The sequence below is a fragment of the Pedobacter segetis genome (assembly GCF_016623585.1).
Classification (GTDB): Bacteria; Bacteroidota; Bacteroidia; order Sphingobacteriales; family Sphingobacteriaceae; genus Pseudopedobacter; species Pseudopedobacter segetis.
The window spans coordinates 132,653-158,072 of record NZ_JAEHFY010000009.1 but is presented as its reverse complement, the minus strand read 5'-3'; the positions used below and the strand labels follow the sequence as shown (position 1 = coordinate 158,072).

The following is a 25,420-nucleotide window of genomic DNA, read 5'->3' as shown; positions in this document are numbered from 1 at the left end:
TTTCTAATAAAATTAACCCTGTTTGTTTTTGGTTTGCAATTAAGCAAAGCAATTAACTAGCAACTTGAATTAATTATAGAAATATCATAAGTGCTAAATTCAAATGTGTTTTTTTGGTTGATGGATCGCCTTAACGGTTTGCTGATGTAGTTTTTATTTTTTTGTATCGCCAATAAAGCATTTTTCAATTCTTCTACATCTCTCCTCGCTTTGCGCACATAAGCGTTAATTTTCGATTCTTTAAAAAGATGATCGATCATCGCCATTTTGCCTTCACCAGAAAAAACCAACACTTTTATTTTTGGCTGCAGGTTTCTGATCACTTTTATCAATTCTATACCGTCAGCAATTTTTTGCGGTCTGTCATCCTCATCAAAAGAAAGATCAGTAATTAAAAGGTCAAACGGTTTGTTTTCTGCAATCGCTTTTTCAACCTGTAAAAAAGCATCATCGCAATAATAAGTGTATGTGGGTTGTGAAATGCCTAAATCTTCCAAGGTTTTCCTTACAGAAATATTTGCGCTTTCATGGTCTTCGGCAATCAATACTTTTTTAATCATCTTAATTAGATAACGGAAATTGGATGTTTATTTCTAAGCCTCCATTTTTACCATTTACAAAATTAATGTTCCCGCCAATTCCATTTATACGGTTTCCCGTATTTCTAAATCCATTGCCTATTTTTTGATTTTCGGGCAAACCTTTTCCATTATCCCTATAAAAAATTTTAATTGCATTGCCATCTTTTGTAAACCTTAAAACTATTTGGGTGGCATTGCTGTGCTTTTTCATGTTTACCATCAATTCTAACAATATCTGATGAAGCTCATGCTTGATGATCGGTGTTACGTTTTCCCATAAAGAGACGGAGTTTCCAGAGATAATTATCTTTACCGTTTCAGTTGCAAAAGAACCGAGCAGATTTTTCACAAAATCTTTGAAATTTAAGTCAAGATTATTGTAGCTATCATCTTCGTAAGAGATATCCCTTGATCTTTCATACAAGATTTCCATATCGTCCAACAATTTTTCTTGGTCTAGGTCAACATTGTTTTCCATTGCCGACATTAACCTGTACAAACCATTAGCAACCACATCATGTACCTTTTTAGAAGTTTTTAGCTGGTTTTCCCTTATTGCTTTTTCGGCCTCTAGTTGTAGCCTTTGTTTACGCTTTTTGTACCAAAAGCCAGTCCCAATGCCGCCGGTTATCAGTAAAAAAATCAAACAGCCAATATATCGGTTTCTGTCGCTATTCTCTTTTTGAAGCTTTAAATTATCGGCCTTGTGCTTTTCTGTTTCGTACCTAATTAGGGCAAATTGGTTTTTTGCCCTGCTTCTTGCCGTTTGCAAACTATCATCCAAATTTTGGTATCGCTCAAAATAGATTTTAGAACTATCCGTTTTGCTCAGCATAACCAATTTTTTTAATGCTTCTAAACGGTCATCGGGCAAATTCATTTCACTGGCCAAAGCATACATCTTCTTAGAGAAAAACAAGGCAGAGTCTGGCTTTGGGCTTAGGTAATAATCTGATAGATATTCATAACTGGCACATTGTCCCCATAGATCTTTTTGTTTTTTACGGATATTTAATGCTTTGAACAACGAAGGCACAATATTTTCCCTTGGGTTTTGAAGCCACTTTGTGTGTGCAAAATTTGATAAGATACGGGCGTAGTTTTCTGGGTCTTTGTCGGGTTTTAATATGGTTTCAAAAATTTCTACAGCTTTATCGTATTCTTTATTTTGTTGATAAGCATGGGCGATGTTGTTTTTAACCACCAAAACGTCCGAACTATCATCGGTAAAGTATAAGGCCTTTTGATAAAATTCAATCGCTTTTCTGTATTCTTTAAGCTGAAAAGAACTTATGCCCAAATTATTATAGTTAGAGCGCAAGTAAACACGATGGTTAAGGCTATCCGTTTTAAAATAGGGAAGAGCATCTAAAGAAAGTTCTTGTCCGCCAAAACTATCGCCATGGGCCGTTGCGATCATGGCCATATTTACCAAACACTTGCCCGCCATAAAGCTGTCTCTTTTGATCAAAAAAGCATCTTTTGCTTGGTTAAAATAATAAAAGGCACTATCTGCCTTTCCTGATTCCCTAAATTGAAATGCGGTTTTATAATCTAAATTTTCATCGGAAGAAACGCTGTTTCTTGCTCCGTAATTGCAAGAGCAAAAAAGCAATAAGGCAAAAATAAAAAACGGATATAGTTTCAAAACAGCTTGTTTAGCCTAAATTAAAAAAATATTTAGGGTTCTAACAACTAAAGAGATTGTTGTTTAAAATAAATATTCTGTAGAATTAGAACATAATGTAATTTTACAAAATGATTAACCCACAAATTCTAAAAAAAGGAGACAAAATTGCCATCACTTGCCCTGCAAAAAGTTTAAAAGCACCTATGGTGGATGCCATAAAATTATTAGAAGATTGGGGATTAGAAGTGGTTTTGGGCGAAAGCGTTCATACGGTTTTTCATCAGTTTGCCGGCACCGATGAATTAAGAACTGCTGATATGCAGAAATTTATCAACGATAAAGAAATCAAAGCAATTATTGCCGCAAGAGGTGGTTATGGGTGCATCAGGATTGTAGATAGGATCAATTGGACACCACTTATAAAAAACCCAAGATGGTTGATCGGTTTTAGCGATATAACCGTTTTTCATTTGCAGCTGCAAAGCATGGGCTTGCAAAGTTTACATGCCCAAATGCCGGTAAACATCAGCGAAAGCAGCATAGAAGGATTAGAAAGCTTGCGTAAAGTTTTATTTGGGGAAACCTTGGAGTATGAGATCGCTGCCCACGGGAAAAATAAAATCGGCGAAGGCCAAGCAGAACTAATTGGTGGAAATTTAACCTTGTTAACCGCTTGCATAAATGCCAAAAATGATATTTCTTATGATGATAAAATACTTTTTATAGAAGAAGTTGGCGAGTATGAATATGCTATTGATAGGATGATGCGTACTTTAGATAGAGCGGGGAAACTTAAAAATTTAACGGGTTTAATTGTGGGCGGCTTTACAAATATTAAAGTGAACGATATTCCGTTTGGTTACTCTGCTTATGATATCATCGAAACTATTGTTTCGAAATATAATTACCCGGTTTGCTATGGTTTCCCGGCGGGGCATTTACCCGATAACAGGGCTTTGATATTTGGTAGAGAAACTAAACTTAGCGTTACAAAAGAAATAGTAAAAATCAGGTTTTAAAGTTAGGATGATTTACTTACCTTAAACCTTAAACCTCACACCTTAAACCTTTTACCTTAAACCTTTTACCTCACACCTTAATTATGGCATATCTAACAAAAACAACAAATTACAAAAATTTAGGATTATTGATCGGGCGCATCGGTTTAGGCGGAATGATGATGTTTCACGGCATACCAAAATTAATGGCCGGTCCAGCAAAATGGGAAGCTATCGGCGGCACCATGCAACATTTGGGCGTAACATTTTTGCCGGCATTTTGGGGGTTTATGGCTGGTTTTGCAGAAGGCATCGGCGGTTTATTAATCATATTAGGTTTGCTTTTCAGGCCCGCTATCTTGCTTATCATATTTACTTTGATAGTTGCCGGCACCAATCATTTTGCCTCTGGCGATGGCTGGATGGGAGCTGCCCACGCAATTGAGACCGGATTGGCATTTTTTATTCTGTTTTTTGTGGGCCCGGGGAAATACAGTGTAGATAAAAAGTAAATCTTACAACCTACCCAAACCAATAAGCTCCCTATCCAGGATAACAGACATCACATAAGTGTGCTTTTACGTGGAAACTTTGCGAGCGAGATGTCTTTCCGCCGTTTGGCGGATCTACATGAAGAAACAGATAATCATCTTCATATCTGCTATTATTTCAAATTAAACCTTCGGGAATAAAACAGATGTGCTATTTTTGGTGCATGAATATTTTAATCCTTGGATCTGGCGGCAGAGAAAGTGCATTCGCTTGGAAAATTTCCCAAAGTATTTTATGCAGCAATTTATTTATCGCACCGGGCAATGCAGGTACCGGTGCCTACGGTAAAAATATTGCGCTAAACACCACCGATTTTAAAGGGATCAAAGAATTTGTATTAAAAAACACCATCAATCTGGTTTTGGTTGGGCCAGAAGAACCATTGGTTAAAGGTATTCATGATTTCTTTTTGGCTGATGAAGAGCTAAAGAACGTGGCGGTAATTGGGCCTAAGAAAGATGGTGCGCAACTAGAGGGGAGCAAGGATTTTTCCAAGATTTTTATGGAAAAATACCATGTGCCAACTGCGGCTTCACAAACTTTTACCAAAGAAACTCTAAAACAGGGCTTAACTTATCTAAAGCATCACCCAATGCCGGTGGTTTTAAAAGCAGATGGTTTGGCGGCAGGAAAAGGCGTGTTAATTTGTAACGATATGGCCCAGGCACAGCATGAACTAACTTTAATGTTGGCAGAAGCTAAGTTTGGCGCAGCTAGCGAAAAGGTAGTTATAGAAGAGTTTTTAACAGGGATAGAACTTTCTGTTTTTGTGGTAACAGATGGTAAGGATTATGTGATTTTACCTTCTGCAAAAGATTACAAGAGGATTGGCGAAGCCGATACAGGCTTAAATACAGGCGGTATGGGTTCTGTTTCTCCGGTTCCCTTTGCGGATGAGGCCTTCATCAAAAAAGTGGAAGATACTATCGTTATTCCAACAATTGACGGGCTAAAAGAAGAAAAAATCAATTATAAAGGGTTCATTTTTATTGGTTTGATGAACAAAGATGGAGACCCAAAAGTAATTGAATACAATTGTAGGATGGGAGATCCCGAAACGGAAAGCGTTTTGCCAAGGATAGAAAGTGATTTTGTAGCATTATTAAAGGCTGTGGCCGATGGAAACATAAAAAGTTATCAACTAAAGGTTTCTGATAAGACCGCGGCAAGTGTGATGTTGGTTTCTGCGGGTTACCCAGGAGAATATATTAAAGGCAAATCTATAACCGGCTTAGAAAACATCAAAGAAAGTATGGTGTTTCATGCTGGTACCGATCTAGAAAACGGCATAGTAAAAACTAACGCTGGCAGGGTATTGGCAGTAACAACTTTGCAAAACAACCTTTTTGATGCCTTACAACAGGCTACTGCCGATGCAGGAAGGGTTTATTATGATGGAGCAACGTTTAGAAAAGATATAGGATTTGATCTATTGTAGATTTTTGGGCAAAAAAAGCCATAATTAATCCAATCCATTATTAAAAATAAACTATTATCTTTATTAAAACGTATAAGTAAAACACAAATTTCAACCAATGTATAAATCGGGTAAGTATGTTCTAGGATTATTGGCAACCCTAATGCTGCTATCTTCTTGCGCCCGTAATTACGAGTGGATAAACATTAACCCAGAAAAAATACAAAAAGCTAGAAAATATGTGCCCCAAAGCGATACGGTAAATCAAGTTGATATAACCATCGATTTAAAAGAAAAAGACAAAACGGTCTATTATGATCAATCTTCAGGTTTTTTTGCAGATCAAACAAAAGGAGTTGAACCTAACTATCCTTATGTAGTAAATAAAAAAAAAGCGGGGGCGTTTCAAAAAAAAAGTAAGGGCGCATCAATATCCAAAGGCACTTTGGCTACAAACAACTCTAAAGTTGATCGGCCTAGGGCAGTTCCATCTACTGCCGATAAATTAAATGGGGCTTTAAAGTTGCCGTTTAAAACAGGTTTTACAAAAGATAAAGATTTAAGACCCATAGATAGCAAAATAAAATCGGCGGGTAAAAATGCTGCCGAGATTAGGGCATTGGCGTTTAACGATATAAAATCTAAAAACCCAGATTTAGAAAAACAATCCAAACAAGCTGATCAAAGAGGTAAAAACCTGATGTGGGCCGGTTTGGTATTGGGGCTTGCGGGTTTAGCCTTGGGGTTTATCTTTGGGCGATCGGCCTTTATCATCTCCATTGTTGGTGCGGTGTTTGCGGCGATCGGCTTTTTTATCCAAAGGTAGAAGCTAAAAAATCCGCCCCAAACGGAAACGGATCTTTAGTATCTGTTAATTAATCTTAGCCGTTTTTCTTGTCTTGTACTTCTAATCTAATTGCTTGAGCCAGATTTTTAAGGTCTTGCATCCCTTTTCTAACTCTTGTCCCGGCGGCGTTATTTTCTTTGTTATAAAATTTATCCACATCTTCTTCTAAACCTGCAACTAATTTTTTTATCTCTTCAAATTTTTCCATTTTTCTAAATTTTATTTTGATTTATAACCTATAATAGGCAATATAAGCGGTTTTTATCGAAAATGAAAGTTAATCTCAATTTGCTCAAAGGCAGGGAAAATTTTATGCTTACCAAAACGCTATAAAACCTCTATAAATCTTAATCCATTTAATTAAAGAACAGTTCAAAAACCTTGTTATGGTACTTAAATAAATCTCTTTAAATAATTACATTTCAAAAACCAAATGATGTATTAGAAAAAATTTGTGGAATTAATTACTGAACTTTATATAATATCATCTTTTGATGGATTTGCAAATACGGTTATGGCAAGTTCTTTATCAAGTTTAAAATTTACCACCCTAACGCCTTGGTGTTTAAATCTCCTATCCTTATCAAACGGGACTAGTTTATGAAAATTTGCAAAATATCTAAACTATTTAGCATACAACGGCCTTTTATTTCGATTTGGAGACTTGTTTTTTATTGATTTTCAGGCGATAATAAAATTCATGCAAATTATCCTAAGCAAAAAAGACCATCTTTTGTAAGAGAGCCTTCAATAAAAAATATTTTGATATTAATTTCCTCTAATCCCCATTTCTAAACCTCGTAATTCTGCCAAACCTTTAAGCCTGCCAATTACAGAATAACCCGGATAAGTATTGCGGTTAAAATCATCTAAAATTAAATGACCATGATCTGGGCGCATGGGGATATTTACGATTCCTTTGTCAGATGCAACTCTTTTTTCCTGTTGACCCACAACCGCTTTCATAATGGCATACATGCTGTTACTACCTTCTAAATGTGGTGCTTCGTAAAAACTGCCGTTTGATTCTCTTTGTACGTTGCGCAAATGCCAAAAATGAACTTTGTGCCCTAAACGCTCAATCATTGCCGGCAGATCATTGGCTGGGTTTGCATCTAAAGAACCTGTACAGAAAGTAATTCCATTACTATCAGAATCTACCGCATCTACAATAAACCGCAGATCATCTTCATTGCAAACAATACGCGGCAAGCCCAATATAGGGAAAGGTGGATCATCCGGGTGGATGCACATTTTTATGCCCTCTTGCTCTGCTGTTGGGATAATCCTTTTTAAAAAATAAGCTAAATTTTCTCTCAGCTCTTTTTTGCCTACTTTGCTATATTTCTCTAAATGTTGGTTAAATTCTGGGATGGTAAAAACCTCATCGGTACCGGGCAAACCTGCCATAATGGTTTCTGTAAGTGCTTTTATTTCATCGGCGTTAAGCGAAGCTAAATAGGTTTTTGCTTTTTGCTGTACCTCTTCGCTAAACTCGTTAAAAGCTGCCTGGCGTTTTAAAATATAAAGATCAAAAGCCGCCAAAGCAATGGTATCATAACGCAAAGCAACGGCATTATCTGGTAAAGTAAAACGGAGGTGCGTTCTTGTCCAGTCTAAAACGGGCATAAAATTATAACAAACCACTTTTATGCCTGCCTTAGCCAAGTTTTTTAAGGAAATATTATATTTATCGATGTAAAAATCTCTTTCTGATGAGCCGGTTTTAATGCTTTCGTGGATGTTTACGCTTTCTACCACAGCCCATTTAAGATTGGCATCTTCAATCATTTTCTTGCGTTCTAAAATGGCTTCTTCTGTCCAAACATCCCCGCAAGGGATTTGATGTAAAGCGGTTACAATCCCTTTAGCACCGGTTTGTACAATTTCTGCCAAGGTTACTTCATCGGCTGGGCCAAACCACCTAAATGTTTGTTCTAATTTGTTATTTTCCGTATTCATTTTAATTAATAGATCCTTCTTAGTTGCAGCCCGTTTAAAATGGTTTTCCCTTTTATAGCCTCAAAATTAACCACTACACCAGTTCCGTTTTTTACGTTTATACTGATTTTTGTAGCATAGGCAACCTCTGGGACTAGCTCATTTTTTGTTCCTAAATTTTCTAAAACCTTAAGTCCGTTTACATAAACATTAAAACTCCGTTCTGAAAGTTTTTCGTTCTCCGCATCCTTACCTAAATTATAAGCTAAACCTCCTTTTTCTTTATCTGATAAAAGCTCTGCAAAATGTAAGGTAAGCTCATACTTGCCATCTGGCACATCTAATTTAAACTGTTTGATGTCTTCTCTTTGGGTGGCATAAATGGCATCGTAATCTGTACCCAGAATGTTTTTATCTGTTCCAAAACTTTGGCGGCCGCTATTTTTCATCCTAAAAATTTCCCCACCTACATAACCCCAACTTCCGGGTTGGTAAGCCTGTTCTGGTAACCAAACCTGTTGCAATGTTTTATCCATATAATAACGAGGATCGCCTAAACTCACATTTATCTCTGTAAATGGTTTTAAGCTAGATTTTAATTTTTGCGGGATAATGATGTAATTGATCTCTACAAAATCTTTTATTTCCTTGCCGTTTACCAAGGTGGTAGCTTCTAATTGGTTTACGCCATCTTTAAAAGGAACATCAAATTTAGCGATGCAAAAATCGGTTTTAACCGTTCCTAAACTTTTACCATTTACCTTTAAGGTTACTTGTGGTTGGTTGCTGTAAATCTCTAAAATTTCATGATGAAGCAGTTCTGTTTCACTATCAGAAATGCCACTTCTTAAATTGCGGAGTTGAGAGCCTATTTTTATAAAAGGCGCTTTTAATAGGTGTGCCTGATAAAAATAGTATTGATCCTTTGGTTGTCTATGGGTAGTTAGGATCCCTTTATTGTTGGTATGTGGATCGGTATCTGTTCTTTGTTCAGAGTTAAAATCGGCCAAATTCCAGATGGCACTCCCAGCAACAAAGGGGCGTTGTAATATTGCTTTTAAGTAAACCTGATGGTATTTGTTAGAATATTCTTGTGATTTATCAAATCTGATCGGGTTTGGATTGCTGAAATGTGGATCAACATCTGCACCATACTCCGTAATAATCAAAGGTTTGCTAGGCAATTCTTTATGGTGTTTATCTAAATATCCCGCAAAATCTTCTGATTTTCCGCTGTACCAACCTTGGTATAAATTCCAACCTACAATGTCTGGTATTTGCGTTAAACCAACACGCTTATATAAATCGAAATTGCCGTGGCAAGGGATCATGCTATAACGCGAATGATCTTCTATACGCGTTAAATCTTCTAACTCTTGGGCTAATTTTGCGACGGCCTTAAAATAATTTTCTTGCTTTTCGCTCCCTTTATCATAGCGGGGCCTTAACAAAACCTCGTTCATATATGCCCAAATGATCACACTTGGGTGGTTGTAATCCTGGCGGATCATCTCGGTCATCATCGTAAGGCAATTATCTGTAAATGCCTTAGATTCTGTAATGGTGTTCACAATGGGGATTTCTACCGAAGTTAAAATACCCAAACGGTCACAGGCCTCTAAAACTTCTGGGTCTTGGGGATAATGAGAGATACGCAAAAAATTGCCTCCCATTGCTTTCAAAAGTTCCATATCCCTAACATGCAGAGCATCAGGAAGGGCATTTCCTAAACCTTTGAAATCTTGATGGCGGTTAGTGCCAATTAACTTTAGGTGTTCTCCGTTTAAAAAGAAACCTTTATCTGCATCAAAACTAAACCATCTAAACCCTAATGGATTGCTGACTTCATCTAATAAAGCACCTGTTTTTGCATCTTTAATTTGAGAGATTATGCGGTATAGATAAGGAGAATTTGGCGACCAAAGATTAGGATTTTTAATGGATGGGATGTTTTGTTCAAAAGCTTGGTTTGATGTTCCCGTTGCTTTTATTTTATCCTGCTTCTCTGCTATTTTATTTCCGTTGGCATCAAAAATTTGACTGCAAATAATAAGCGATTGATTGCCAGAATTTGTATTACTTAGCACTCCTTTTACCAATACAGAAGCTTGTTCTTTTGTTACTTTGGGTGTAGAAATAAAAATCCCTTTAGAGGCGTGGTTATCCATATCAAAATGCACCTTGTTTACCGCCATTAAATAAACATCGCGGTAAATGCCACCGTAAAAAGTGAAATCGGCAGAGAGAGGAGGGATGTCATCATTATATTGGTTATTTACTTTTATGCTGATGTTGTTGGCTTGATCAAAGTTAACGGCGCTAGAAATAGGGAAACTGAAAAAATTATACCCCCCAATATGGTTACCTACGGATTTACCGTTGATAAAAACCTCAGCAACTTGTGATGCGCCTTCAAAATAAATATAAATATCTTTGTTTTTCCAGGAAGACGGAATCACCACATTTTTTTGGTACCAACCAATCCCACGGTAATAGCCCGGTTCGTCATCGGTTACGTCTATTGCGTTCCAAGTATGCGGCAGGTTTACTTTGTCCCAATTAATTATATCATTGTTATTTTTAGGAAAATCTTCAATATCTCCTTTATGGAAGTTCCAATTGGTGTTAATTGTTTTCTTAATTCTTTCTTGCGCTTTTAAACTTGTTGCCATAATAAATAAGCAGCAACAAAAAGCCGATAGTTTTTTTAACATCATTTTATTTTTTTATCCAGTATATCAGTTGGGCACCATTGTTGCCTTCTTTGCTTAACATATTGATTGTTATATCCTTATCTTCCTCATCGCCCGCATGGTGGGTTTCACGAACTAAGATAAATATATAATTTTCTGATGGATGTTTTTTAATCACACCGGTAATATCTAAGTAATGGATTTTATCTGTACCATCAAAACTTAGTTTGCCGGCTACAAAAGCATTTGTAGCAACTTGGTTCACTAATGCTTCTGTTTTATCAAGTTATGGTACTGTTGCCCAAGTAATCTTATTTTAATCAAAAGTTTGATTTGGGATGGTGTACACATGAATCCTAAAGGTGGTATCAGTACTTGCTTTTCCGTTTATAGAAAGCACAATTTGCGCTGCGTTTTTAACATCAGCTTTTAAATTGAAACCCAAATAAGCCACTTTGTTTTTAGCAGGTTCTGCGGCATTTAATGCAATTTGTTTTTAAGTTGCTATAAACCTCAATTGCTACATTTTGGTTTTCTTGCCCTGCTCTATATACCCAATCTCTAGAGGCTATATGGGTCATTGGTTCTTTTGCCCAGTTGGCCTGATAAAAATAATAAACATCTTTTGGCGCTCTGTTAAAAGAGGCCAAGCCTTTTTGGTTTACGTTGATGATGGTTTACCTCTGCTTCCTTTTAAATTTCTCATTTATTTTCTACTTTACAAACTAACGGTTAACGTAATATTTTGATTTTTTGAAGTCTGATTTTTTACACTTGCTTCGATTTCTACCGTTGCCTTATCTTTAGAAACCTGAGGCGTTTTGATTTTTATTCCGCTGCTTGCGTACTCTCCGTTAAAGCTAATTGCATTCCTAAAAATTAACGTTACAGGACGGTAAATGCCCCCATAACCTGCATAATCAATTGAAAGTGGCGGAATGAACGGGTTTTGTGCATTATTTACCTTAACGGCGATTGTGTTTTTTCCTTCTTGCAATTTGTCTGTAATATCAAAAGAAAAGGCAGCATAACCACCTTTATGTTTGCCAACAAAAGCACCGTTTATGTAAACATCCGTAATTTGGTAAGCTCCCTCAAAATATATTGAAACCTTGTTAGAAAGTTGTTGTAAAGTAAGAGCTATTGATTTACGGCACCAAGCAATTCCTCTTGCGTAGGTTAGGTCATCGTTAAATACATCTTTTGCGTTCCAGGTATGGGGGATGTTTATTGTTTTCCAAAGTGTATCATTAAAGTTTTTTGTTTCGGCAAATTCTGCCCTGCCATATTGAAATCTCCAATGAGTATCTAAAACCATGTTTTTGCTAGCATCTTGGGCAAAAGTGGCCATAGAAATTAAAATAAAAAATATAACAAAACCTAAAGGTTTAAAGAACTTCATAATAAATTTGAAAGAATTTATCTACAATAATGGTAAATGCTAAAGTACCTCATTAAAATGTTTTGCCTACGGTACATAAATTGCAAAAAGACTTGGCAAATGTTGCCTAAAAATATATCTCAAAAAAGTTTGAGATTTTTGTAGATAAACTCAATTTACTGATTATAAAATATTTAAAATGCAACCGCCTTTATTTCTGCATAAAATTACCTGTAAAATTGCACTATTTGACAGGTTTTGATAACCGCTTTCTAATGGTATATTTGGTTAAAATATTATTCCCACCTAAAATAAAAATATTAAAATGATCAAGTCTTTCTTACAGATTTCATTGGCCTTTGTAGCACTTTTAACCTTATGCCTGTTTTCTTGTAATAGTAAAAAAATGCAAACTGCAAAAAAAGATGTTGCCAATAAAAAATTGGATATCTATATATTAATGGGGCAATCTAACATGTCTGGGAGAGGTTATTTAATTGCGGAAGATTCTATAGTAGAAAACCAAAGAGTTTTGATGTTTACCAAAGATTTGCGATGGGTGCCGGCTAAAAACCCATTACATTTTGATAAACCTGGTATTGCTGCCGTTGGCCCAGGCTTGTCTTTTGGCTTAGCGATGCAGGCTGCCGATAAAAGCAAAACAATTGCATTAGTACCAACCGCAGTGGGGGGTACATCTATTAACTCTTGGATACCCGGAGGAAAAGATAAAGTAACAGGAAAATACCCCTGGGACGATGCCGAAAGGAGGGTTTTAGAAGCAATGAAATTTGGCACAGTAAAAGGAGTTTTATGGCACCAAGGAGAAAGCGATAGCAAAACAGAAAACGCAGTTGTTTACCTGCCTAAATTAGAAGCTTTGATCAAAAGAGTAAGAACCCTGGTAGGTAATGATAAACTGCCCTTTATTGTTGGCCAATTGGGAAGGTATAATCCTCAATATGATAATATCAATAGAGAAACTGCAAATCTACCAGAAATAGTCCCTTATACGGCCATTGCAAGTTCTGAAGGTTTAGTGGATAGAGGAGACAATACACATTTCACAAGATCTTCTGCCATTGTTTTAGGCCAACGCTTTGCCAAGAAAATGTTGGAGGTGCAAAAGAAAGAATGATTGTGTTAAAAAAGATATAGTATTAGATTCTTTTTTCTTGAGCTTATTTTTTTTGTTAACTCTTACGGGTTAAGCTAAGTTAAAAATGGCAACTACAAAACTTTTTTAGCCGATAAAAACATCAGTTTTAATATACTTCCAAAAAGTTGCGACGAAGTACCTTATTTTGGAAATGGGTTTATCGGTTCCATGGTTTACCGCAATATGTTAAAGAAAAACGTATTGAAAATACAGCTTTTTAGAACAGATGTTCAAGACTGTAGAAGTGATTCTTCTGGTTTGACAGCCTATTCCCGTAAGCGTTTATTAATTGACTTTTTAAATATCATTTTTAAAGGAACGGTTTTAAAAGAAATTTTCATCAGGATTTATACCGGGCAGATTTATACAAGGGAAATTGAAGCTACTGAAGGAAAAATAAGTCTTCCTCACATTATCCTTTTAAAAAAATGTTGGCTTCTAAATCTTGATTATAGTACATTTATAATAGGCCACGGGTTTCGACCTATCTTTTTTATCTTATTCTTTAACTGCGATCAGAATTAAAATAAACTGACACCCCGATCTTTAATATGCTCTTATATAAATAAACCTTGGTTTTTCTGTTTTAAAACAGAGTAATCATGAAATTTAGGATAAAATATCAACAAACCTTATTCACTTCCATATTCAATAACAAACCCAGTTTCTCTATTTTTGAACCGATGTGACCAATACCAACAGCGCAGTGATGGGCAGGGCCAAAGCTGTTCCAACTGTTTACAAAATTACGGGCGCCAATCGGGAATTTATAACGCGAATTGGTGTTTCCAATCTCCAAAATCGGCCCTGCAACAGACTCGGCTTCGGCAACCAAAAGCATTAATTTTCCGTTGGCTTTCTCCACCACAGATAACATGGTAACGGGCCCGTTTTTTACCTGCATTTCTACCGATAAGCCGTTACCCACTTTTCCGTGATACACACCTAAAGGGCGGACTTTTGTTTTGCCCTCTGCAATGGCGATATGCCCCGGACCATCATGACCCATCAATACCACATCTTCGTTAAAATCCATTGCATAATATTCTGTAAAAGAACCTCCGGCACCAAAACTGTCCATAATTTTCATGGCTTGCGCATTTTTAACTTCATATTCGCCAGCTACCGGAACGTGGTTTGCCGTTAATAAGCTATTGCCGATGATGATAGAACTAATGGTGTCTTCATTATCAAAATTTCCAGTTCCTTTATAGTAATATGCCATAGAACCCAACTGGTATTTATCTACCAATTTATCTAAAGCCACTGATGTTTTTGCAGCTCTTTTTAATTCAGCTTCTGAGCAATCTTCCTGTACATCAAATGTTTTCTGAATTAGTGCAACACGGTCGGTGATTTCCGCATCAGAAACTGCTTTTCTTAAACCCGCTAATTCGTCAACCTCAATCAGTTCTACATGACCGCCAAAATGAGCGTATTGCTGCGTTAAATCACTGTAAATATCCAGCATTCCGCTATAATAATGTCCCATGCAACCCAAACGGTTATAAGCCATAATGTTGGCAACTTTTGCCGCTTCCACCCATTCCGAAATTTCTGTCCAGGCTTCTTCATCGTTATGCAACATCCCGGTTATCTGATGAAATTTTACGCCTGTTCGGTTAAAAACATTGGCAATTTCTGGTACAGGGCAAGCCGAACAATAAGACAGCCATTCTCCGGTCATCTTAGTTCTATCCGTCATTTTGTTGAACGATTTGTAATCGATGCTGGCTTCCGGCGATAGGTTCAGGATGATTACAGGCACTTTAGCTCTTTGCACTACAGGCAACACCGTGGAAGAAAGCGCATAAGTAGAAACGTAGAGAAAAATAATATCCACATCTTCTTTACGGAAAGTTCTCCCCGCCTCAAAAGCACTTTCCGGATTGTCTATCAAACCCAAATTAACCACGCCTTCATGGATTTTGGCAATGTTGTTTTCCACCACTTTTAAGTAACCTTCTAAACGTTCTTTTAAGCCTTCAAACTGTGGCCAGTAAGTATCCAAGCCTATCCCGAACAGCCCGATTTTTAAGTTAGATTTCATCTGTTTATTTTTATTGATTTTCATTTGCCAGATGAAATCTTTGATGTTTAAAATAATCATTGCCCTGTGTGTTTAATGATTATTTTAAACATGTCGATTTCATCTTATAAATATTTTGATTTTTAAATTAAGCGAGGTGGAATATTCTAGGTAATTCCGCTACAACTCACGATTGGTCTGCATTTGTTTCCATGATATCTGCCATGTAAACCCATGTATTTTTTTAAAACGTATCATCATATAATCTGGTTTAGCATATTAAATTCAGGAATATTTCAGCACTTAAATCGTTAGTCAACTACAAAATTTCGCAGAAGATTGTAAAATCTGCAGTTAGCTATTGGCGCTTAGCTTTCGGCCCACATCTAATTGGATAAACCAAAGTTAAACTCAAACGCCAGCGATAAAATAACCTAATTGATATTTCCCATGTACTTTCTGATTTCTCTTGATTCTATTACCTAAAATCCAGGTTTTTTATCAAAACTAAACCAATCTAACTTTAATGAATTGGGGTCTCCTTTAAATTGTAAACAGATGTTTTTATCGCCCGTACTATTTTTTAAATCAAAAGAGATGGTCTTTTCCATTTCAGCAGTTTTTAACCTGAGCTTATATTTTCCTAAAAGTTTTCCCTTGCTATTATTTTCACGGATATTTAGAGTGCAGTTTACGCCTCCCAGCGAAGAAATCCGTAAAAAGACTTTTGCATTTTTACCTAAATTTCTAACCTTGGGATAGTACAGATAAGTACCGTTTTGAATAGCCGAGACCGAAAAACCACCATCGGTATTTTCTTGTTGATTTACCTTGCTAGCAGAAAAATAATCTTCTGCTTCAATTAGCGAGGCATCATATTGCCCAACGCCAGTTTGGCTAAGGTAAATGGGGGCAATTTCTCCGTTTTTTTTGTAATGTACATAGCTAATCACACTATTTCTGAAATGCTTATCGCTACCTGGAACGCTTTGGTCATTACAGGCAAAATACCATTGGTTATGTAGTTTAAAAAAAGAACCATGACGATCGTAAGTAAGCTTTTTTTGGAACAAGCTATCTGTTCTTTCTTTAGTGATAATTGATCCCTCGTAATTATATGGGCCATATAAATCATCAGCCATAGCATAATAGCAACCCCAGGATAAATAAAATTTGTTTCCCCTTTGGTGTAAAAAAGGTTTGTCGTCTGTTTTTCCGGGGCCATAGGGGCCATCTTTTTTATCCAGGGTAATTTTCTTGGGGGTTTCTGCCAGTGAAACCATGTCTGGATTTAGGCGGGCGATATAAAAATCCCAAACTCCGAAAACGATGTATGAAGTGCCGTCTTGCAGTTGCAATATTCCCGGATCACGAGCTTCTGTTGGTGTGAAGTTTAGGGCAATCAAAGGCTTTTGAACCGGGTCTTTCCAGGGACCAATAGGCGAGTCACTTTCCACCACGCCTATTTCCTTTGGTCCTCTTGAGAAGTATAAATAGTATTTGCCGTTTCTGCTGATGGCATCGGTAGCCCAACATTGGTTAGTTGCTTTTTTATAATAAGTATCTTCTGGTTTTAAGCGGGCTTCGTATTTCCAATTTACCAAGTCTGACGAAGACCATATCCACCAATCGTTCATCACAAATGTTTTGCTTTTGGCCGCCGAATCATGAGTGGCATATAAGTAGGCCTTATTGTGATAAATTCTAATTTGAGGATCGCAAACTCCCTTACCCGGTAAAATTGGGTTTTGCGCAAACAAATTTAACTGCAAAAAGCATAATGTTAACCCGATAAAATAAAATTTCGAAACATTCATTAGATAAATTTTAGCGTAGTGATTTTAGCGTTATTTGCTAAGCGAATTTTATTTTGGCTGAAACTTATTTGATCTATTTGCCTTAAATAGGTTTCTTTGTGTTAACATCAAAAATAAAATTGTTGAAGCAATATCAAAACATATTTGCGATATATTTAACCTACTCGTTAAGTTTTAAATATTTTTAACGAGTTGGTTTTCTGATAGCAAGTTTGATCAGAATATTTTAAATTTAGCTTACAGCTTTTAAAAACCAATGAATAATTTCTTCAAGTATTTTCCTTCTAATGATAAAGCCGCTATTTGGGGATTGAATGTTTTAAGCGTAGGATGTACCCGAATTTTGCCAAATGCCATCTATCCCGAATCAAACCATCCGGCGCACCATCATTTCACATGGGAAACCGGAAGGGTTTTGCAAGAATATACTTTAATTTATATTGTTAACGGCAATGGTATTCTTGAAACTGAATCTATAAAAGAACGTATTTTGGATGGTACCATTTTTATGGTTTATCCAAATGAAAGACATCGGTATAAACCAGATAAAGAAACCGGTTGGGACGAGTATTGGGTAAGTTTTAGTGGTGATTATATGGATAAGCTAATTGCAAATAATTCGTTTTCTAAAAAGCAGCCTTTGTCTCACTTGGGCTTAAATGAAAAAGTACTCCAACTGTTTGGCGATGTTTTGAGTGCGTCAAAAGATGAAAACAGCGGATTTCAAGCGATAATTGCTAGTGCTACCATCCATATTTTGGGGATGTTGTACGCTTTTAATCAACAAGGGCGTAATAATGATGAAGGCTTGATTGAGCAAACCGTTAAGAAGGCTAAAATACTTTTTAGAGAAAATTTATTAGAAATCACAGACTCTAAAACCATTACCAATGAGCTAGAAGTTGGTTACTCTTGGTTTAGGAAAGTGTTTAAAGAAAATACCGGTATTTCGCCGGGCCAGTATTTTATTCAACTAAAAATCCAAAAGGCAAAGGAGTTGTTGGGCAATCCGCAATATGCGGTTAAGGAAGTGGCTTATATGCTAAAATTTGAGTCTCCGTTTTATTTCTCCAAACTGTTTAAACAAAAAACAGGTTTTACCCCATTGCAGTTCCGCAATATGGTTTTGACAAGTTATAAATAAACACTATTTACTTTAAATAGGTTATCTGTTTCATGATAGATGATTTAAGTTAGATCATTTTATGTGATGAACCCAGATCTTTGGACAGGACAGGACAGGTTGCCAAAAATAAAACCAATTTCTATTTTTAAAACTTAAACCAATTTTGGCGCTTATTAGCCAAGCCTATATTTTAATAAACAGAATTAATTATAATAACTTACTGATTTTCAGTATGCCTACGGCAAATCTGTAATTTAGTATATCAATTTGATTTACGTCTTTATTTAAAAAGCACTCATATCTTAATCTCGTACCATTTTTAAACCTACAATGTTACTGCATACAACAATAAATAAATCCTCAATTTAATATGATAGCGAAATCCTTTAAAAAAGCATCTCCATTTTTATTAGCCTCGGCTTTAATATTTGGTGGCGTATCATGTAGTAAGAAATATACTACTGTTACAAAAAAAATTAATAACCAACCAAGCTTGTTAGAGCAAACCTTTATAAACATACCAGATTCTATCCAAACCAGCGTTTATTGGTATTGGCTGTCTGATAATATCTCAAAAGAGGGCGTAATCAAAGATTTATACGCCATGAAGAGCCAAGGAATCAATAGGGCGTTTATCGGCAATATCGGCTATGAAAGCACACCTTATGGTAACGTAAAATTGTTTTCTGATGAGTGGTGGGATATTTTGCATACCGCGTTAAAGACAGCGACGGAACTGAACATAGAGATTGGGATTTTCAATAGCCCAGGCTGGAGCCAATCTGGCGGTCCGTGGATAAAACCACAACAATCCATGCGTTATTTAGCCTCTTCACAAACTATCTTAAAAGGTGGTAAAGAAGTTTCTGTTACGTTAGATAAGCCAGAAGGAGATTTTCAGGATGTACGAGTAACGGCATACAGCGTACCAGAAAATTACGGGCAAACCATTAACAATCTGAATCCCCAAATTTTAACAAGTGAAAAAGTTGCTGATATAGAAAAACTGACTGATGGAAATAAAGATACTGAGGTGATGATCCCCGCAGCTACCTCATTCACTATGGATTTTGTTACAAAAGAAAATTATACCGCTCGTAGTTTAGTTGTTTATCCTGCCCATAAAGAAGCCAGAGCAAATGCAGAAATACAGGTGAAAGAAAAAGATGGTTATAGGGCCATCAAATCTTTTGAGATTAATAGAAGTAAAGCAAGCTTAAACGTAGGTTTTAAACCTTATGGAGCCGTAGCTATTTCTTTCCCGGCAACAAGCGGAAAAGATTTTAGGTTAGTATTTACAAAGGCTACAAAAAATTTCGGTATTGCAGAAATAGAATTGAGCGCAACGCCAAGGGTAGAAAGCTTTACCGAAAAAACTTTGGCTAAAATGTTTCAAACTCCTTTGCCTTATTGGAACGAATATCAATGGAAACAACAACCAATCGTAACCGACAAAAGCCTAATCATAGACCCAAGTACGCTAATAGATTTGACCGGTAAAATGCGAGCCGATGGAACTTTAGATTGGAAAGCCCCAAAAGGGAATTGGTTGGTATTTCGCTCTGGAATGTTGCCCACAAAAGTAGAGAACGGCCCGGCATCACCAGAGGGTATTGGGCTAGAGGTTGATAAAATGAGCAAACAACACGTTGCAGAACATTTTAATGCTTTCTTAGGCGAAATCATCAAACGGATCCCTGCCGAAGACAGAAAAACTTGGAAGGTAGCCGTACAGGATAGTTACGAAACAGGAGGGCAAAACTGGACAGATGGAATGCTGTCAAAATTCAAAGAAAATTATGGTTATGATGCGCTGCCTTATCTGCCGGTTTTGAGTGGCGAAGTGGTAGGGAGCGAAGAAATGTCTGATCGTTTCTTATGGGATTTGAGGCGTTTCATTGCCGATAGGGTTGCTTATGATTATGTTGGAGGTTTAAGGGATATCAGCCATAAATATGGCTTGCATACTTGGTTAGAGAATTATGGCCATTGGGGTTTTCCTGGAGAATTCTTGCAATATGGCGGCCAATCAGACGAAATAGGAGGTGAGTTTTGGAGCGAGGGAGAATTGGGGAATATAGAAAACAGGGCAGCCTCCTCATCGGCTCACATATACGGGAAAAACAAAGTCTCTGCCGAGTCGTTTACGGCTGGGGGCAAACCTTATGTGCGTTATCCATACATGATGAAACAACGTGGCGATCGTTTTTTTACAGAAGGAATTAACAATACACTATTGCATGTTTATATAGAACAACCGTCTGATGATAAGGTGCCAGGGATCAATGCCAATTTCGGGAACGAATTTAACAGGCACAACACTTGGTTTAGCTATTTGCATCTTTTTACCACTTATCTCAAAAGATGTAATTTTATGCTTCAACAGGGTAAATACATTGCCGATGTTGCGTACTTTATTGGTGAAGACGCACCAAAAATGACAGGAGTTACAGATCCTGCTTTACCTAAAGGTTATTCTTACGATTATATCAATGCCGAAGTAATTAAAAACCGTGTTAGCGTAGTAGATGGTAAATTAATGTTGCCCGATGGAATGACTTATAGCGTTTTGGTATTACCGAAACTAGAGACCATGCGCCCAGAGTTTTTACAAAAAGTTAAAGATTTGGTTTCTCAAGGCGCCAATGTTTTAGGGCCTGCACCTTCTCGATCTCCAAGTTTACAAGGCTATCCACAGGCAGATGCCGAGGTACAAAAATTGGCCAGAGAACTGTGGGGAGATGTTGACGGCGTAAATGTAAAATCTAGGAAATTCGGAAAGGGTAATATCATGTCTGGGATGACTATGGAAGAAGTTTTTGCCAAGTTAAATATCCTTCCCGATTTTAAAGCAGAAGAAAGCGACCCCCTTTTGTACATCCACAGAAAAAGCCAAGATGCTGATATTTACTTTATAAGCAACCAATCAGAGAACAGCATCAGCTTTAATCCGGTTTTTAACATTAGAGGTAAACAACCAGAAATATGGGATCCTGTAACAGGGAGCGTAAGAATGTTGCCACAGTTCAGCATCAGTAATAACAGAACAACTGTTCCTTTAAAACTTGCGCCACTACAAAGTGCTTTCATTGTTTTCAGGAAAACAACTACAGCTACATCAGGAAACGGAGAAAACTTTCCAGAAGTAAAAGTAGAAACAGAAATAAATACCCCATGGTTGGTAACTTTTGACCAAAAGATGAGAGGTCCAAAAAAAACCGTAATTTTTAATCAATTAACAGATTGGACAACAAATACAAACGATAGTATCAAATATTACTCTGGTACGGCAGTTTACAACAACAGCTTTAATGCGGTAACTCCTCAAAACGGAGAAAAGGTTTACCTTAATTTAACAGATGTTAAAGTGATGGCGAAAATAAAAGTTAACGGTGTGGATGTAGGCGGTATTTGGACGGCCCCTTGGCGAGTAGATATTACCAAAGCGATAAAGAAAGGTAGAAATACAGTAGAAATTTCTGTGGTAAACACTTGGGTAAACCGTTTAATAGGCGATAGTAAATTACCCATATCAGAAAGAAAAACCTGGACAAGTTATCCATTATATAATCCCAACAGTCCGTTACAACCAGCCGGCTTAACTGGCGCAGTTAATATTACCACCATAAAATATTAAGATGATGAATTTAAAAAATCAATTGCTTTTAAATATAGGCTTGCTATTAGCTTCAAGTAGTAGCTTATTGGCACAGTCGGTTTTGCCGCCTGTTTTTGGTCCTGCAAAAAATTACCTTACCGAAAAGGATAATCGGGTAAAAGTTTATTTAACTCCACAACGTATCGTTTGGACTTCAGATTCGACTGGGAAATATGTAAGCAACGCAAAGCGATTATTACAAGCAGGGAACGGGCAAGCAGAACTGATCAATACAAATTTGGTAGAGCTAAGAAACGATGGAGACCATAAAGCCAGCATCCTGTTAGATTTTGGCAAAGAACTACATGGTGGCTTACAATTGGTAACCGGATTGATGAAAAAGCATGGCCCTGTTAAAATCAGGGTGCGTTTTGGAGAATCTGTGAGTGAAGCGATGGCCGATATCGATACGATTAAAGGAGCAACCAATGATCATGCTATCCGCGATTTTACTTTGGAAGTGCCATGGTTGGGCGAACTGGAAATTGGTAATACAGGTTTTAGGTTTGTACGTATAGATTTGGTAGATGATAATGCTGAACTTTTGCTAAAAGAAGCAAGGGCGATGTTTATTTTTCGCGATGTACCTTACCTAGGATCGTTTAAAAGTAGCGATGAGCGGTTGAATAAAATTTGGTTAACAGGGGCATATACTGTTCAGTTAAATATGCAACAATACCTTTGGGACGGGCCAAAAAGAGATCGTTTGGTTTGGGTAGGAGATATGCACCCCGAGGTAATGACCATTAACAACGTTTTTGGTTATAACGAAGTAGTGCCAAAAAGTTTAGATTTAATCAAGAGCGTAACGCCTTTACCAGCGTGGATGAACGGAATTAGCTCCTATTCTATGTGGTGGGTACGTATTCAAAGGGAATTGTACCAATACCAAGGCAATTTAACCTATTTAAAAAAACAAAGAGATTATCTGGTGCCATTGTTGGATTTACTGGTTTCTAAAATTAAAGACGGTAACGAGAATTTAGACGGAATGCGCTTTTTAGATTGGCCAACTTTTGCCAATAAACCGGCGGTACACGCTGGTTTGCAAGCCATGATGGTAATGACTTTAACAGATGGTGCGCAATTATGTAGGGTTTTGGGAGAAACAAAAACCGCAGAAAAGTGCGAAGCTACCATTAAGGAAATGAAAAAACATATCCCAGATGCAGTAAATAACAAACAGGCAGCATCTTTAATGGCTTTAGCGGGTTTAATGCCCGCAAAAAAAGCAGACGATATTATTTCTTTAGGCCAAACAAAAGGTTTCTCTACATTTTATGGTTATTATATGTTAGAGGCAAAGGCAAAAGCAGGCAATTATGAGGGGGCCATTAATAACATCAGGGATTATTGGGGCGGTATGTTAGACATGGGCGCAACCACCTTTTGGGAAGATTTTGATTTAAGCTGGATGAAAAATGCCGGCAGAATTGATGAGTTATTACCAGCCGGTAAAATCGATATCCATGCCACTTATGGTGCTTACAGTTATAAAAAATTACGCCATAGCCTCTCACACGGTTGGGCATCTGGCCCAACTTCTTGGCTTACCGAAAACGTATTAGGTGTAAAAGTGATGGAACCCGGTTGCAGAGTTTTAAAGATAGTACCGCATTTGGGCGATCTTAGGTTTGTAGAAGGTACTTTCCCAACACCTTATGGCGTAGTTAAAATAAAACACACAAAATTGGCTAATGGCAAAATAGAATCTAAGATAGAGGCACCAAAAGAGATAAAAATCATCAAAGGGTAATCATGAAGAAAAGCTTTTCAAAAAAAATATTATGGATAATTATCTGTACAACTTTTGTGCACCTTAACTTATCGGCTCAAGAAACCTCTAAAAATGTCATATCATCGTCCAAAGCAGATACTTGGGTGGCAACTGATGGTTTAGGAAGGGTAACCCCAATTGATCAGCCCAAAAAAGACGATAAATATGTAGGTATATTCTATTTCATTTGGCAAGGTGCCCATGGTTATGATGAGCATGGAAAAGGAATGCGCAAAGACGAAGGGGTAATCCAAAAATCTGGGGATGAGAAAGCGAGCCCTTATGATATTAGTAAGATGTTAAAAGCAAACCCAGATAATCCGCAATATGGCCCGATCTACGCGTTTCATCATTGGGGAGAGCCTTATTTTGGATATTATTTGCCAGATGACGAATGGATCATCAGAAAACATGCGCAAATGTTATCAGATGCAGGGGTTGATGTGATCATCTTAGATGTTACCAATGCGGCCATTTATTTACCACAGGTAACAAAAATCGCAACCGTTTACAGAGAGATGCGCAAACAAGGTTTATCCACACCATACTTCGCCTTTATAGTTAACAGCAAACCGGTGCAAACCGTAAACAGGCTTTATGATAGTATTTATGAAAAAGGTTTGTTTAAAGATTTATGGTTTTATTGGAAGGGAAAACCACTTTTATTAGCCCCACCAGAAAATCAGAGCCAACAAATTAAAGACTTTTTTAATATTCGCCAATCATGGGCTTGGAGCAAAAATCAAGAATGGTTTGGTGATGGCAAGGATAAATGGACGTGGTTAGATCATACCCCACAATCTTACGGCTGGCATGAAAATAAAGATATCCCGGAAGAAATTAGCGTAAGCGTTGCAGAACACCCTGTTTCAAATATTGGGCGTAGTTTTCATGATGGTAAAGAACCGGCTATAAAAGAATCTGGCAAAGGTTTGTATTTTAACGAGCAGTGGAAAAGGGCCTTAGAGGTAAATCCAGAATTTGTTTTTGTTACCGGTTGGAACGAGTGGGTTGCCATGCGTTTTAATAATGGGGCGGCTAAAAACTTTTTGGGCAAACCCATAAAAAAAGGCGATACTTATTTTGTTGATTTATATAATCAAGAATATAGTAGAGATACAGAGCCCATGGCAGGTGGTTTTGCCGATAACTATTATTACCAACTGGTTGATAATATCAGGAAATATAAAGGCACACGTGAAATCCCATCTTTTACAGGGAATAAAAAAATTAAAATAGATGGGGATTTTAAGGATTGGGATAATGTAAGTGCAGAATTTTATGATGATAAAGGCGATACTTTCCATCGCAATCATCCTGGATACGGAAGTATCAAAGAATACATCAATAATACCGGTAGAAACGATATCGTTAAAGCAAAAGTAGCCGCGGATGAAGATTATATTTCATTTTATGTGGAAACCGCACAACCAATTACGGGTTACGGCAGCCCTAATTGGATGAATCTTTTCATAGATATGAGAAACCGAATGCTCCCAGATTGGGAAGGTTATCAATTCTTGGTAAACGCAAATCCTAAAGATAAAAAAACTACTTCACTGGCAAAAAGCCTTGGCGGTTGGAAATGGGAAAACACGGCAAATGTAGCTTACAGAGTATCGGGTAATAAAATGGAAGTGAAGATCCCTAAAAAATCATTAAACATCAACTCAGATAATTTTACCATAGATTTTAAATGGGCAGATAATGTGCCGGCCAACGAAGGAGTTATCAATTTTTTGGATAAAGGTGATGCCGCCCCCAATGCTAGGTTTAATTATCGCTACATCCACAAAGAAAATAAATAAAAAAAA

20 protein-coding genes are annotated in these 25,420 nt (G+C 37.0%); 10 read left to right on the top strand and 10 right to left on the bottom strand.

Translation table 11 applies throughout. The features are described 5' to 3' along the window. Positions 1-56: 56 nt before the first annotated feature. Complete coding sequence (locus I5M32_RS08090) at positions 57-560, bottom strand: response regulator (RefSeq protein ID WP_200585720.1); 504 nt, start codon at positions 558-560, stop codon at positions 57-59. 1 nt (position 561) lies between these two features. Further along, on the bottom strand, positions 562-2,229 hold the full coding sequence (locus I5M32_RS08085) for an ATP-binding protein (RefSeq protein ID WP_200585718.1): 1,668 nt from the start codon (positions 2,227-2,229) through the stop codon (positions 562-564). Between the two features lie 110 nt (positions 2,230-2,339). Here I5M32_RS08085 and I5M32_RS08080 point away from each other — a divergent pair, with 110 nt between their 5' ends. The 4 genes from I5M32_RS08080 (at position 2,340) to I5M32_RS08065 (ending at position 6,004) form a co-directional block, all read left to right on the top strand. Continuing rightward, positions 2,340-3,230: a S66 peptidase family protein gene (locus tag I5M32_RS08080; protein ID WP_200585716.1), complete on the top strand. Its 891-nt coding sequence runs from the start codon at positions 2,340-2,342 to the stop codon at positions 3,228-3,230. Between the two features lie 83 nt (positions 3,231-3,313). Further along, on the top strand, positions 3,314-3,721 hold the full coding sequence (locus I5M32_RS08075) for a DoxX family protein (protein WP_200585714.1): 408 nt from the start codon (positions 3,314-3,316) through the stop codon (positions 3,719-3,721). A 203-nt stretch (positions 3,722-3,924) separates the two neighbouring features. Then, on the top strand, positions 3,925-5,199 hold the full coding sequence (purD, locus tag I5M32_RS08070) for a phosphoribosylamine--glycine ligase (protein WP_200585712.1): 1,275 nt from the start codon (positions 3,925-3,927) through the stop codon (positions 5,197-5,199). A 97-nt stretch (positions 5,200-5,296) separates the two neighbouring features. Beyond that, complete coding sequence (locus tag I5M32_RS08065) at positions 5,297-6,004, top strand: hypothetical protein (RefSeq protein ID WP_200585711.1); 708 nt, start codon at positions 5,297-5,299, stop codon at positions 6,002-6,004. A gap of 55 nt (positions 6,005-6,059) precedes the next feature. Here I5M32_RS08065 and I5M32_RS08060 read toward each other — a convergent pair whose 3' ends face one another. From I5M32_RS08060 to I5M32_RS08035, 6 genes are all read right to left on the bottom strand, one after another. After that, positions 6,060-6,233: a histone H1 gene (locus tag I5M32_RS08060; RefSeq protein ID WP_200585709.1), complete on the bottom strand. Its 174-nt coding sequence runs from the start codon at positions 6,231-6,233 to the stop codon at positions 6,060-6,062. Between the two features lie 560 nt (positions 6,234-6,793). Beyond that, entirely contained in the window at positions 6,794-7,987 is a 1,194-nt protein-coding gene (gene uxuA, locus I5M32_RS08055; protein ID WP_200585707.1) for a mannonate dehydratase, read from the bottom strand. Between the two features lie 5 nt (positions 7,988-7,992). Continuing rightward, complete coding sequence (locus tag I5M32_RS08050; protein WP_234461899.1) at positions 7,993-10,638, bottom strand: glycoside hydrolase family 2 TIM barrel-domain containing protein; 2,646 nt, start codon at positions 10,636-10,638, stop codon at positions 7,993-7,995. 46 nt (positions 10,639-10,684) lie between these two features. Beyond that, the gene (locus I5M32_RS08045) at positions 10,685-10,924 is read right to left on the bottom strand and encodes a hypothetical protein (RefSeq protein WP_200585704.1); all 240 of its coding nucleotides are present in this window, start codon (positions 10,922-10,924) and stop codon (positions 10,685-10,687) included. 51 nt (positions 10,925-10,975) lie between these two features. Continuing rightward, positions 10,976-11,113: a hypothetical protein gene (locus I5M32_RS08040; RefSeq protein ID WP_200585702.1), complete on the bottom strand. Its 138-nt coding sequence runs from the start codon at positions 11,111-11,113 to the stop codon at positions 10,976-10,978. A gap of 264 nt (positions 11,114-11,377) precedes the next feature. Then, positions 11,378-12,061: a sugar-binding domain-containing protein gene (locus I5M32_RS08035; protein ID WP_200585701.1), complete on the bottom strand. Its 684-nt coding sequence runs from the start codon at positions 12,059-12,061 to the stop codon at positions 11,378-11,380. 304 nt (positions 12,062-12,365) lie between these two features. Between I5M32_RS08035 and I5M32_RS08030 the strand changes: the two genes are divergently transcribed. Beyond that, positions 12,366-13,178 carry a sialate O-acetylesterase gene (locus I5M32_RS08030; protein WP_200585699.1) on the top strand — a complete coding sequence of 271 codons (813 nt, stop codon included), beginning with the start codon at positions 12,366-12,368 and terminating at the stop codon, positions 13,176-13,178. Between the two features lie 204 nt (positions 13,179-13,382). Continuing rightward, positions 13,383-13,724 carry a hypothetical protein gene (locus I5M32_RS08025; protein WP_200585697.1) on the top strand — a complete coding sequence of 114 codons (342 nt, stop codon included), beginning with the start codon at positions 13,383-13,385 and terminating at the stop codon, positions 13,722-13,724. Positions 13,725-13,821: 97 nt separating this feature from the next. Here I5M32_RS08025 and I5M32_RS08020 read toward each other — a convergent pair whose 3' ends face one another. Together I5M32_RS08020 and I5M32_RS08015 are read right to left on the bottom strand one after the other, a co-directional pair. Further along, positions 13,822-15,249, bottom strand: coding sequence for an arabinose isomerase (locus I5M32_RS08020; RefSeq protein ID WP_234461898.1), 1,428 nt, complete (start codon positions 15,247-15,249; stop codon positions 13,822-13,824). A gap of 461 nt (positions 15,250-15,710) precedes the next feature. Then, on the bottom strand, positions 15,711-17,045 hold the full coding sequence (locus I5M32_RS08015) for a family 43 glycosylhydrolase (protein ID WP_200585696.1): 1,335 nt from the start codon (positions 17,043-17,045) through the stop codon (positions 15,711-15,713). A gap of 256 nt (positions 17,046-17,301) precedes the next feature. On the opposite strand from I5M32_RS08015, the gene I5M32_RS08010 reads away from it, so the two are divergent. The 4 genes from I5M32_RS08010 to I5M32_RS07995 all read left to right on the top strand — a co-directional run bounded on the left by I5M32_RS08010 (position 17,302) and on the right by I5M32_RS07995 (position 25,414). After that, positions 17,302-18,189 carry an AraC family transcriptional regulator gene (locus I5M32_RS08010; RefSeq protein ID WP_200585695.1) on the top strand — a complete coding sequence of 296 codons (888 nt, stop codon included), beginning with the start codon at positions 17,302-17,304 and terminating at the stop codon, positions 18,187-18,189. A 352-nt stretch (positions 18,190-18,541) separates the two neighbouring features. Further along, positions 18,542-21,808 (top strand): glycosyl hydrolase, encoded by a 3,267-nt coding sequence (locus I5M32_RS08005; protein WP_200585693.1) that lies wholly within the window; start codon positions 18,542-18,544, stop codon positions 21,806-21,808. A 1-nt stretch (position 21,809) separates the two neighbouring features. Next, positions 21,810-23,585 (top strand): alpha-L-rhamnosidase-related protein, encoded by a 1,776-nt coding sequence (locus tag I5M32_RS08000; RefSeq protein WP_234461897.1) that lies wholly within the window; start codon positions 21,810-21,812, stop codon positions 23,583-23,585. Between the two features lie 2 nt (positions 23,586-23,587). Continuing rightward, positions 23,588-25,414, top strand: a complete 1,827-nt coding sequence (locus I5M32_RS07995) for a glycoside hydrolase family 71/99 protein (RefSeq protein ID WP_200585691.1) — start codon at positions 23,588-23,590, stop codon at positions 25,412-25,414. Positions 25,415-25,420: the final 6 nt, after the last annotated feature.